This is a genomic window from Shewanella maritima (assembly GCF_004295345.1).
In the GTDB taxonomy this organism is placed as follows: Bacteria; Pseudomonadota; Gammaproteobacteria; order Enterobacterales; family Shewanellaceae; genus Shewanella; species Shewanella maritima.
On record NZ_CP036200.1, the window covers coordinates 1306579 to 1318779 of the forward strand.

Annotated in this window: 9 protein-coding genes and 1 pseudogene; 1 reads left to right on the forward strand and 9 read right to left on the reverse strand. The window is 45.7% G+C overall.

Annotation, left to right across the window (positions count from 1 at the left end; all coding sequences use genetic code 11):
• Nucleotides 1–21 precede the first annotated feature (21 nt).
• The 3 genes and pseudogenes from folP to rlmE form a co-directional block, all read right to left on the reverse strand.
• Nucleotides 22–855 (reverse strand): dihydropteroate synthase, encoded by an 834-nt coding sequence (gene folP / locus EXU30_RS05495; protein WP_130598187.1) that lies wholly within the window; start codon nucleotides 853–855, stop codon nucleotides 22–24.
• Between the two features lie 81 nt (nucleotides 856–936).
• Nucleotides 937–2879, reverse strand: a pseudogene (ftsH, locus tag EXU30_RS05500) (ATP-dependent zinc metalloprotease FtsH).
• Between the two features lie 46 nt (nucleotides 2880–2925).
• Nucleotides 2926–3555 carry a 23S rRNA (uridine(2552)-2'-O)-methyltransferase RlmE gene (gene rlmE / locus EXU30_RS05505; RefSeq protein ID WP_130598188.1) on the reverse strand — a complete coding sequence of 210 codons (630 nt, stop codon included), beginning with the start codon at nucleotides 3553–3555 and terminating at the stop codon, nucleotides 2926–2928.
• Between the two features lie 92 nt (nucleotides 3556–3647).
• Here rlmE and yhbY point away from each other — a divergent pair, with 92 nt between their 5' ends.
• Nucleotides 3648–3947: a ribosome assembly RNA-binding protein YhbY gene (yhbY, locus tag EXU30_RS05510; protein WP_130598189.1), complete on the forward strand. Its 300-nt coding sequence runs from the start codon at nucleotides 3648–3650 to the stop codon at nucleotides 3945–3947.
• A 299-nt stretch (nucleotides 3948–4246) separates the two neighbouring features.
• Here the strand turns inward: yhbY and greA are convergent, their stop codons facing one another.
• From greA to EXU30_RS05540, 6 genes are all read right to left on the reverse strand, one after another.
• Nucleotides 4247–4723, reverse strand: coding sequence for a transcription elongation factor GreA (gene greA / locus EXU30_RS05515; protein WP_130598190.1), 477 nt, complete (start codon nucleotides 4721–4723; stop codon nucleotides 4247–4249).
• A 321-nt stretch (nucleotides 4724–5044) separates the two neighbouring features.
• Entirely contained in the window at nucleotides 5045–8263 is a 3219-nt protein-coding gene (carB, locus tag EXU30_RS05520) for a carbamoyl-phosphate synthase large subunit (protein ID WP_130598191.1), read from the reverse strand.
• A gap of 27 nt (nucleotides 8264–8290) precedes the next feature.
• On the reverse strand, nucleotides 8291–9442 hold the full coding sequence (gene carA, locus EXU30_RS05525; RefSeq protein ID WP_130598192.1) for a glutamine-hydrolyzing carbamoyl-phosphate synthase small subunit: 1152 nt from the start codon (nucleotides 9440–9442) through the stop codon (nucleotides 8291–8293).
• Between the two features lie 172 nt (nucleotides 9443–9614).
• On the reverse strand, nucleotides 9615–10427 hold the full coding sequence (dapB, locus tag EXU30_RS05530) for a 4-hydroxy-tetrahydrodipicolinate reductase (RefSeq protein WP_130598193.1): 813 nt from the start codon (nucleotides 10425–10427) through the stop codon (nucleotides 9615–9617).
• Nucleotides 10428–10540: 113 nt separating this feature from the next.
• Nucleotides 10541–11158: a BamJ family beta-barrel-assembly machinery protein gene (gene bamJ, locus EXU30_RS05535; RefSeq protein ID WP_130598194.1), complete on the reverse strand. Its 618-nt coding sequence runs from the start codon at nucleotides 11156–11158 to the stop codon at nucleotides 10541–10543.
• 87 nt (nucleotides 11159–11245) lie between these two features.
• Nucleotides 11246–12049, reverse strand: a complete 804-nt coding sequence (locus tag EXU30_RS05540; RefSeq protein WP_130598195.1) for a M48 family metallopeptidase — start codon at nucleotides 12047–12049, stop codon at nucleotides 11246–11248.
• Between the last annotated feature and the right edge of the window lie 152 nt (nucleotides 12050–12201).

The following is a 12201-nucleotide window of genomic DNA, read 5'->3' on the forward strand; positions in this document are numbered from 1 at the left end:
TCTTTTCTTGCTTTCGCTAACCTAAACACTTGCCATGGTCGCTGACATAACGCGCAATACATCGCTAGTTTCAGCAACATCATGCACTCGCAAAATTTGCGCGCCTTGCTGGGCGGCAATTAACGCTGCAGACAAGCTACCCGCTAATCGCTGCTCTACCGGGCGCTCAAGCAAATCACCAATCATACTCTTACGCGACATACCGATCAGTAACGGTAGGTGTAACTCATGGAATCTTGGCAGACAGGCTAGTAAGCGATAGTTATGCTCTAATGTCTTACCGAACCCAAAACCTGGGTCGAGTATTAAATTGGAGCGTTCAATTCCTGCCGCTTCACATGCCACAATACGCTGCTCAAAAAAATGCAGTACCTCTTCTACCACATCGACATACGCAGGCGCATCTTGCATTGTCTCTGGACTACCTTGCATGTGCATTAAGCACACAGGTACTTGAAGCTTAGCCGCAACCTCAAGCGCACCGGGCACTTGCAAGGCTTTCACGTCATTAATCATGTGGGCGCCGGCTTGCACAGCTTGCTCCATTACCTGAGGCTTACTGGTATCTACGGAGATCCACACATCATGCTTTTCAGCCGTGTACTTAATGATAGGGATCACCCGTTCAAGCTCTTCTTCTACTGAGACAGCCTTAGCACCAGGGCGCGTTGACTCGCCGCCAACGTCAATAATTACCGCGCCTTCTGCCACCATGTAATCTACATGGTCGCACGCCTTATTAAAGGACTCGAACTGACCACCGTCAGAAAAGGAGTCTGGGGTAATATTCGCTATCCCCATAATTTGCGGAGAGCTTAAATCTAAGGTTTTGTCAGCACTTGTCAGTTCAAACACACTTTACCTACTACAACTATTCTTTTTGTACACCCACAAACAAGAAAACCCCTCGCGGGGTTTTCTCAATAAGCGGCTCAATTACTTCGCTGGAGACTCGTCAGCTTCATCTGCTGAAGCGTCCATTTTTGCCTCTTCAGGTTCTTGCGCTTTTGGCGCATTGCCACTGCTGCTGTCATCAGATGAGTCATCAGCCTGCCAATCAGCAGGTTGGCGCACCTCACGACGGTTCATCAGATCATCAATTTGCTCTGAATCAATGGTTTCATACTTCATTAGCGCTTCTTTCATCGCATGAAGAATATCCATATTGTCAGTTAGCATTTGATTAGCGCGTTCATAGTTTTTATCAATGAAAGTTTTCACTTCACTATCGATAAGCGCAGCGGTATCACCCGACATAGCCTTAGCTTTACCCATACTGCGACCTAGGAATACTTCACCTTCTTCCTCAGCATAAAGCAGTGGACCTAACTTGTCAGAGAAGCCCCACTGGGTAACCATGTTACGAGCAATCGATGTCGCGTATTTAATATCTTGTGACGCACCAGTTGATACCTTGTCGCTACCGTAAATCAACTCTTCGGCGATACGGCCACCGTATGCCACTGAAATTTGCGATTCTAGCTTTTGACGGCTTTGACTAATCGCATCAGCTTCAGGCAAGAAGAAAGTCACACCAAGTGCACGGCCACGAGGAATAATCGTTACCTTATGCACAGGGTCGTGCTCAGGCACTAGACAGCCAACGATTGCATGGCCCGCTTCGTGATATGCTGTCATTTCTTTCTCGTCTTCAGACATCACCATAGAGCGGCGCTCAGCACCCATCATGATCTTGTCTTTAGCACGCTCAAACTCTTCCATACCTACCATACGGCGATTGCCACGAGCAGCGAATAGCGCTGCTTCGTTAACAAGGTTGGCAAGGTCTGCACCTGAGAAGCCTGGCGTACCACGAGCAATCACACTAGCCTTAACATCGTCAGATAAAGGCACTTTGCGCATATGAACTTTAAGAATTTGTTCACGGCCACGTACATCAGGCAAGCCTACAACCACCTGGCGGTCAAAACGACCTGGACGTAATAATGCTTGGTCTAATACATCTGGACGGTTAGTCGCAGCGATAACAATAATACCTTCGTTACCCTCGAAACCATCCATCTCAACTAGCATTTGGTTAAGTGTTTGCTCACGTTCATCGTGACCTCCACCAAGACCAGCACCACGTTGGCGACCTACTGCATCAATTTCATCGATGAAGATAATACAAGGCGCTGACTTTTTCGCTTGCTCGAACATGTCGCGCACACGCGATGCACCCACACCAACGAACATTTCTACAAAGTCTGAACCAGAAATGGTGAAAAACGGTACTTTAGACTCGCCAGCAATGGCTTTTGCCAGTAGCGTTTTACCTGTACCTGGAGGTCCCACCATCAACACACCGGTAGGAATTCGGCCGCCAAGCTTTTGGAATTTAGTTGGGTCACGAAGATAGTCAACCAGCTCTTTCACTTCTTCTTTTGCTTCGTCACAACCAGCTACGTCAACAAAAGTCGTTTTGATTTGGTCTTCGCTCATTAACTTGGCTTTACTCTTACCAAAGGACATCGCGCCCTTTCCGCCGCCACCTTGCATCTGACGCATGAAGAATATCCATACACCAATTAGCAGTAACATTGGGAACCAAGAAATAAAAATTTGCGTCAAGAAGCCAGATTCTTCTGCTTCCTGACCTTTCATTGCGATGCCTTTACGATCAAGTTCATTAATCAAATCGCGGTCGTACATAGGCATAATGGTGACAAATTTTTCACCACTACGCTTAGTACCTTCAATGGTGCGTTGGTCACTTTTCACTTCAACTGAAGCGATCTGACCATTATCAACACTATTTAGAAACGCGGAATAATCCATCTTCTGCGAGTTCGTAGAAGAGGGGAGTAACCCTGAAATACCGACATCAACACCACGGCGATGACGACCCAGAGTATTAAATTTTTTGCCATATCACTCAAATTATTAGACCTCTATTAAAGTCTCGAGATTATTACCACTAGACTACTATAACTTGTAACCGGTCGCCACTAGGTAAACTTCTCTAGAGCGGGCTCTAGAAGATTCAGGCTTACGGGTTTTAACTACTTTAAATGCTTGTTTAACGGCTTTCATATATTCGTCAAAGCCTTCCCCCTGAAAGACCTTAACCGCAAAGCAGCCGTTAGGTGCCAATACTTGATGACACATGTCTAACGCTAGCTCCACCAAGTACATAGCACGCGGTTGGTCGACCGCGCCTGAACCACTCATATTGGGCGCCATGTCTGATAGTACCACATCGACTTTGTCTTCACCTACACGATCCAACAAGGCTTCAAGCACCTTGTCTTCACGAAAATCACCTTGTAGGAAATCGACGCCAACGATTGGGTCCATCGGTAAAATGTCACAAGCAATCACTTTGCCCTTTTCACCTGCAAGTTTTACCGCAATTTGCGACCAACCACCCGGCGCGGCACCAAGGTCAACTACCGTCATTCCTTGTTTAATCAGGTTGTCTTTTTCTTGGATTTCTTCCAGTTTAAAAGCGGCACGAGAACGAAGACCACGCTTTTGTGAGAGTTTCACATAATGATCATCGAAGTGTTCTTGCATCCAGCGAGTTGAACTCGCACTACGTTTTTTAGCTGCCATTAAGTATCCGCAACAAAAATAAAAGTTACATAAGCTGTATATAAGGGTAGAATAGCGGCTTTTCAACAGTAACCTAGAAAAAGTTGGTAGAAATGAACTTAACAACCAAACAAAAACAGCACTTAAGAGGATTGGCGCATAGTTTAAAGCCAGTTGTGCTGCTTGGTGCCAATGGACTGACTGAAGGTGTACTCGCTGAAATTGATAGCGCACTTAGTCACCATGAGCTGATTAAGGTAAAAGTTGCCACTACTGACCGAGAAATGAAAGCTGCAATCATGGACGCCATTGTACGTGAAACTCAATCAGTAAAAGTTCAGGTAATTGGCCATATCTTAGTTTTATTCCGTCAATCGGAAGAAATGAAAGTGGCATTGCCTCGGGCAAAATAATCTCGCTCGTCATATCGCGAAGATAACCAATAAAAAACCACTGCCAAGGCAGTGGTTTTTTATTATGTAAAGCTAATATCAATCAACAACATTGCTGATTAACCTGAACTCTGGATAAGGAAGTGCCAACCACTACCTAGGCCTGAGCTATACCTTCCATTATGTTTCTAGCGAGATAGTTTTTGTTTAGTTCAAGGCGAAGCTACGCGTCAATAGCTAGCCTATTGCAAGTAGCTTCAACACAGAAATAGACAAAAATAGCCGTTAGAAACCGATTTATTATCCAGAACTCAGGTTGACTAGATATACTCAACTTTTAAGATTTCGAAATCTGTCATGCCGCCAGGTGTGCTGATAGACACTTCATCGCCTTCGTTTTTACCGATAAGACCACGAGCAATAGGTGAGTTAACAGAAATCAGGTTTTGCTTAATGTCGGCTTCGTCATCACCTACGATGCGGTAAGTTACTTCATCTTCAGTATCAATGTTCTCGATAGTAACAGTAGTACCAAAAATAACGCGGCCAGTGTTTTCCATGCTAGTCACATCAATAATCTGCGCGTTAGAAAGCTTACCTTCAATATCACGAATACGCGCTTCACAAATACCTTGCTCTTCGCGTGCTGCGTGATACTCAGCATTCTCTTTTAAGTCACCTAGTTCACGTGCTGAAGCAATGGCTTCAGAGATCTTTGGGCGGCGGTCAAACTTCAACTCATCTAATTCTTTACGTAGTTGATCAGCGCCAACAATTGTCATAGGAACTTTATTCATAATTGTCTTTCGTCTCCTTTAAAACAAAAGCAGCCTCTGTCGGCACATTTGGCCAACAGGGAAAATATAAGTGTGGGATGAGCTCATTCTATACAAAGCTGAGATCAGATGCTATCCCAGCGCGCTTTATCGCTTGAGTATGTCGCCTATATCAACTAATTCACAAGCAGATTGAAGTGATTTAACTAATTCTGAAGCTAGCATTTATTGTGCAATGACGTTATTTGGTGGCAACCAGATTGAACTAGGATGATGTCGCTAATTCAAAACGAGCAACAAAAAGGGCCGCTAATGCGACCCTTTAAACATCAACAAACTTAATTACTTAAGGCGTTGGTGCAACTCTTGAACAGAGTTTACATTGCTGCGGTCATCCGCTGAATGCGCCATACAAGTCGCAAATGCTGCGTTTAAGGTTGTGGTGTAGTTAACCTTATAACGCAGTGCACCGCGACGAATTTGACGTGAATCTTCAATCGCTTGGCGACCTTCTGTGGTGTTAACAATGTAGGTGTACTCATCATTCTTAATGCGGTCAAGAATGTGTGGACGACCTTCATGTACCTTATTCACCAAGCGTGGGTTAATACCCGCTTCACCTAGTACTACTGCCGTGCCGTGAGTCGCGTCAATCTCATAACCAAGCTCAATCAGCTTAGCAGCAAGATCTGCTACACGGTGCTTATCGCTGTTACGCACAGAAAGGAGTGCGCGGCCAGACTTAGGTACTTCAGCTGTGGCACCAAGCTGGGCTTTCGCATAAGCCTCAGCGAAGGTTTCACCAACGCCCATCACCTCACCAGTTGAGCGCATTTCAGGGCCAAGTAGTGGGTCAACACCTGGGAACTTGTTAAATGGCAGTACCACTTCTTTAACTGAGCAGTACGGTGGTACTACTTCTTCAGTGAAGTTTTGCTCTTTCAAGCTTTGACCAGCCATAACGCGTGCAGCAATCTTAGCTAGCGGTACACCGGTTGCTTTTGACACAAATGGCACAGTACGCGCAGCACGAGGGTTAACCTCAATCATGTAGATCTCGTTGTTTTTAACCGCGAACTGCACGTTCATCAGACCAACAACACCTAGCTCAAATGCAAGCTTAGAAACCTGCTCGCGCATTTGCGCTTGGATTTCAGCGCTTAAGCTATATGGCGGCAGTGAACAACCTGAGTCACCTGAGTGAACACCGGCTTGCTCAATGTGCTCCATAATCGCGCCTACAACCACAGTCTCACCGTCGCATACTGCATCGATATCCACTTCGATGGCATCATCTAGGAAGTGGTCAAGCAATACTGGCGAAGAGTTAGATACGCTAACCGCTTCGTTGAAGTAACGCATTAAGTCAGCCTTGTCGTAAACGATTTCCATCGCGCGACCACCTAGTACGTATGATGGACGAACAACAAGTGGATAGCCGATATTTTCAGCTTCAATTACCGCGCCTTCAACAGTAGTAACAGTCGCGTTTTCAGGCTGTTTCATGCCAAGACGCTCAATTGCTTGCTGGAAGCGCTCACGGTCTTCTGCACGGTCAATTGCATCAGGGCTAGTACCGATAATTGGTACGCCTGCAGCTTCTAGATCACGAGCAAGTTTAAGTGGCGTTTGACCACCATAATGTACGATGACACCTTTTGGTTGCTCAATGCGCACTATTTCAAGTACGTCTTCTAGCGTTACTGGCTCGAAGTACAGACGGTCAGATGTATCATAGTCTGTCGATACGGTTTCAGGGTTACAGTTAACCATGATGGTTTCATAACCGTCTTCACGCAGCGCAAGTGCTGCATGTACACAACAGTAATCGAACTCAATACCTTGACCAATACGGTTAGGTCCGCCACCTAAAACCATGATTTTGTCACGGTTTGAAGGCGCTGCTTCACACTCTTCTTCATAGGTTGAGTACATGTAAGCTGTGTCAGTTGAAAACTCTGCAGCACAAGTATCAACACGCTTGTAGACTGGGAAGATTTCGTGACGTTGACGTAGCTTACGAACTTCACCTTCGCTCACGCCTAATACAGCAGCAAGACGAGCATCAGAGAAGCCTTTACGCTTAAGCTGACGTAAGAAATCTTGATTTAGACCTGATAAGCCCGCTTCAGAAACTTTGCCTTCAAGCGCGATAAGATCTTCAATTTGAATCAAGAACCAGTGGTCGATGTTGGTTAGCGCGAAAATATCATCACGTGATAAACCAGCGCGGAATGCATCAGCGATGTACCAGATACGGTCGGCCCCTGGCTCTTTTAGCTCGTGACGGATTTTCTGCATTGACTCTGCCGCAGTTACATCAATGATTGGGTCAAGACCATTACGACCAACTTCTAGACCGCGTAGCGCTTTTTGCATCGACTCTTGGAAAGTACGGCCAATTGCCATCACTTCACCAACTGACTTCATTTGAGTGGTTAGGCGGTCGTTAGAACCAGCAAACTTCTCAAAGTTAAAGCGAGGAACCTTAGTTACCACGTAGTCAATTGCAGGCTCGAACGATGCAGGTGTTTTACCGCCTGTAATGTCGTTGTTTAGCTCGTCAAGAGTGAAGCCTACTGCAAGCTTGGCAGCGATTTTCGCAATTGGGAAACCCGTTGCTTTAGATGCTAGTGCAGATGAACGCGATACACGCGGGTTCATCTCAATGATCACCATGCGGCCTGTTTTCGGGCAAATACCAAACTGAACGTTTGAACCACCGGTTTCAACACCAATCTCACGCAGTACCGCAAGAGATGCGTTACGCATGATTTGGTATTCTTTATCAGTTAGGGTTTGCGCTGGTGCAACTGTGATAGAGTCACCTGTGTGCACGCCCATTGGGTCGAAGTTTTCGATTGAACACACGATGATACAGTTATCATTGCGGTCACGAACCACTTCCATCTCGTACTCTTTCCAACCGATTAACGACTCATCAATAAGCAGCTCGTTAGTTGGTGAAAGGTCTAGACCACGAGAACAAATCTCTTCGAACTCTTCCTTGTTGTATGCGATACCGCCACCGCTACCACCCATGGTGAAAGATGGGCGAATAATACAAGGGAAGCCAACTTGATCTAATACGCCGTATGCCTCTTCCATGCTGTGGGCAATACCCGCACGTGGACATTCAAGACCTATAGACTTCATTGCGGCGTCAAAGCGGCTACGATCTTCTGCCTTATCGATCGCATCAGCTGTGGCACCAATCATTTCTACGTTGAACTCTTTTAATACGCCTTTGTCTTCAAGCGCAAGTGCACAGTTCAATGCAGTTTGACCACCCATGGTCGGTAGAATCGCATCTGGGCGTTCTTTTTCAATAATGTTGCGAACCACCTCCCAATGAATAGGCTCGATGTATGTCGCATCGGCCATTTCTGGGTCAGTCATAATGGTTGCAGGATTCGAGTTAACCAGAATAACTCGGTAACCTTCTTCGCGTAGGGCTTTACATGCTTGTGCGCCTGAGTAGTCAAACTCACACGCCTGACCAATTACGATTGGACCAGCACCTAGGATAAGAATACTTTTAATATCGGTACGTTTTGGCATTGCTTCTATCTTCTCCTGGGTAACAGCTTAAGCTTGACGGTATTGTTCAATGAGCTCGATGAAATGATCGAACAATGGCGCGGCATCGTGCGGTCCAGGGCTTGCTTCAGGGTGGCCTTGGAAACTAAATGCTGGCTTATCAGTTAGGTGAATACCTTGCAATGAACCATCAAATAATGACTTATGAGTCACCTTGATGTTCTCAGGTAAGCTTGCTTCATCAGCTGCAAAACCGTGGTTTTGGCTGGTGATCATCACGTTACCTTGTTTAATGTTGCTCACCGGGTGGTTAGCACCGTGGTGACCAAACTTCATCTTCAGCGTTTTAGCACCTGAAGCTAGGGCTAGTAACTGATGACCTAAACAGATACCAAATACTGGGATATCGGTTTTTAGAATTTCTTGAATGGCGGCAATTGCATAGTCACATGGCTCTGGGTCACCAGGACCATTCGATAGGAATACCCCATCTGGGTTCATCGCTAACACTTCAGATGCTGGTGTTTGTGCAGGCACAACAGTCACATCACAACCGCGGTCAACTAGCATACGTAAAATATTGCGCTTAACACCGTAATCGTAGGCAACAACCTTAAACTTAAGCTCTGACTCTGGTGTGTCAGATGGTAAGCCACCAACTAGCTTCCAGCTACCTGAGCGCCAAGAGTAAGTTTTGTCAGTTGTAACTTCTTTTGCTAAGTCCATGCCTTTAAGGCCTGGGAACGCTTTAGCTTGCTCTAACGCTTTTGCTTCATCGATGTCACCAACCATAATGCAGCCAGCTTGCGCGCCTTTCTCGCGTAGGATGCGAGTTAGCTTACGGGTGTCGATGTCAGCAATACCAACAATGTTGTTGGCTTTTAGGTAATCACTTAGTGATTGCTGGTTACGGAAGTTACTCGCGATAAGCGGTAAATCTCGAATAATTAGACCACATGCGTGAACTGCTGCAGATTCAACGTCTTCATTATTGGTACCTGTGTTACCGATATGTGGGTAAGTTAGAGTTACCATTTGGCGAGAATAGGAAGGATCCGTTAAAATCTCTTGGTATCCAGTCATAGAAGTGTTAAAAACAACTTCACCAACTGATGTTCCTTGTGCACCGATTGCTGTGCCAGAGAATACGGTTCCATCTTCGAGTACGAGTAAGGCAGACTGTGTCAACGCGACCTCCAAATAGAGCCAAGCTACTTATTAAAAGCTTATAAAATGTAAAGATGCGAATTTATCAAAGGGCGGATTTTTGACAAATTCGGGCGATCTTATAGTGTTTTGTGAGATACGTCTAGTTTGAAAAAACGTATTTAGTTTCCAAAAAAAACCACCAATGAATGGTGGTTTTTATAAATTAGTTCAGACCTAAAACTTGCTGCATATCATAAAGGCCAGCGTCTTGTTCATTGAGCCAGACTGCGGCGCGCATTGCGCCATTAGCAAAGGTCATACGACTCGATGCTTTATGGGTAATTTCGAGCCTTTCACCAATATCAGCAAACATAGCGGTATGCTCACCAACTAAGTCACCAGCGCGGACAGTAGCAAAACCAATGGTTTCGCGGTCACGCTCACCGGTAATCCCTTCTCGGCCATAAACGGCGCACTTTTCTAAGTCGCGGCCAAGCGTCTCTGCAATCACCTCGCCCATTTTAAGGGCGGTGCCAGATGGGGCATCTTTCTTAAAGCGGTGGTGACCTTCAATGATTTCGATATCGGTGTAATCGCCCATCACCTCAGCGGCAAGCTCAAGTAGCTTCCACATTAGGTTAACGCCAACTGACATGTTCGGCGCGAGGACGACTGGGGTTTTATCGGCATAAGCATTAATCTGCTCTTTTTGAGCATGGTTAAAACCTGTAGTACCAATGACAATCGCTTTCTGATTACGTACGCACCAATCTAGGTTAAAAAGCGTTGCTTCAGGTGAAGTAAAGTCCACCAGCACATCAAAGTCATCAACGACATCATCCAGCGAATCAACAATCGCTACATTCATGCTACCAACGCCAGCCAACTCACCAGCGTCAACACCGATCAAGGTAGAGCCACTGCGTTCAATAGCTGCACCTAAATAAATTGCGTCATGATGTTTAGCAGATTCAATTAATGTACGTCCCATACGGCCACTTGCACCAACAACGGCAATTTTTACTGTAGCTGTCATTTCTTCTCCTAGGTTCATTAATTTGGGTTGCTAAACATGGCTTTGAGCATCTCAATAAAATTGTCAAAGCCTGATACAAAAACGCCTAAGCAAGCTTAGGCGTTTGAATGACATTAAAGAATGTCTAGTAGCTCAACTTCAAATACTAAAGTTGAGTATGGTGGGATTGATGCACCAGCACCACGCTCACCGTAAGCTAAGTGTTGAGGAACAAATAGCTTTAACTTAGTACCAACAGGCATTAGTTGTAGTGCTTCAGTCCAGCCAGCGATTACGCCGTTTACTGGGAACTCTGCAGGTTGACCGCGAGATACTGAGCTATCGAATACTTCACCGTTGATGAAAGTACCATGGTAGTGAGTACGTACAGTTGACTCAAGTGTTGGCTTGTCGCCTTCACCTTGTACAAGTACTTCGTACTGTAGACCAGAGTCAGTTACAGTTACTTCGTCACGTTTTGCGTTTTCAGCTAGGAAGGCTTCGCCTTCAGCAGATGCTTCAGCAGCTTTCTTTTCTTGCTCTTCTTGCAGACGACGGCTGATTTCAGTGAAAGCAGTTTGTAGATCTTCCATTGAAACTTGGCTTTCGCTGCCAGAAAAAGCGTCAGCTAGACCAGCTTGTACTGCAGGAATGTCGATTCCTTCGAAAGGGTTAGCCGCTAGTTGCTCACCCATTTGACGACCAACACCATAGCTTGCTTGCTGCTCGATTGTGCTGAATTTATCAGACATATTTTCTACTCTCATTGATAGATTAAAAATTCGCACGGATTTTATCACAAAAAATACGAAATTGTTGGTCTATGCATGAGCTATTTGTTAGTTATTTCGCGCTATATTACAGCTAGCTAAAGACTGTTTTTGCGCCTGCGCATAAAGCGGCATCACCTGTTGTTGCATGGCTTGTAAATCTTCAATGCGTGTACCGTGTGACGGGTGGGTAGACAACAACTCAGGCCCCTGAGCGCCGCCGGCTTTTGCCATATTTTGCCAAAGCGCGATGCTTTCTTTTGGATCAAAGCCCGCTTTGGCCATTAACTCTAAGCCCATCACATCAGCCTCACTTTCTTGAGCGCGGCCAAATGGCAGCATAATGCCAACTTGCGCGCCAAGCCCCAGCCCTGCCATATACAAGTCTTTATTATCGACACCACTGGCGCCAAGCGCGGCATCCGCCACCTGCATACCTATACCCGTTAGCTGAGCCCGGGATACCTGCTCATTACCATGTTGCGCTAGCACATGGGCAACCTCATGCCCCATAACCGTAGCTAGTTGATGTTGGTTCTCTGCAACCTCTAACAAGCCGGTATACACACCAATGTAGCCACCAGGTAAAGCAAAGGCATTGACCTGCTCAGACTCAAACAACACAACTTCCCACGGCTGCTGAGTGCCAAGTACATCGGTAATTCGGTCAGCAATACAATTCACATAAGCGGTTTTGGCTTTATCATTACTGATCTTCTGCTGCTTTTTTATTTGTGCAAACGACTCTGCGCCCATTTGCGACATCTGCGCATTGGTAAACGTCAGTACTTGCGAACGCCCCGTTGGCGACTTAGACACACAACCTGCAACTGCAAAGCTAAGCAATGCTGCGACAACCCAATTTAGCTTCATCAATCTAATCCTTGGTTATGATGATCATCTGCTAAGTTTATCAAACTTGGCTCAAGAAATGACTCAAAAAAGGCGCAAAAAAATGCCTTGCGATTGCAAGGCATTTATTCAATTCAGTTACTGGCTGTCAGGTTACTAGCAGTTAAATATAG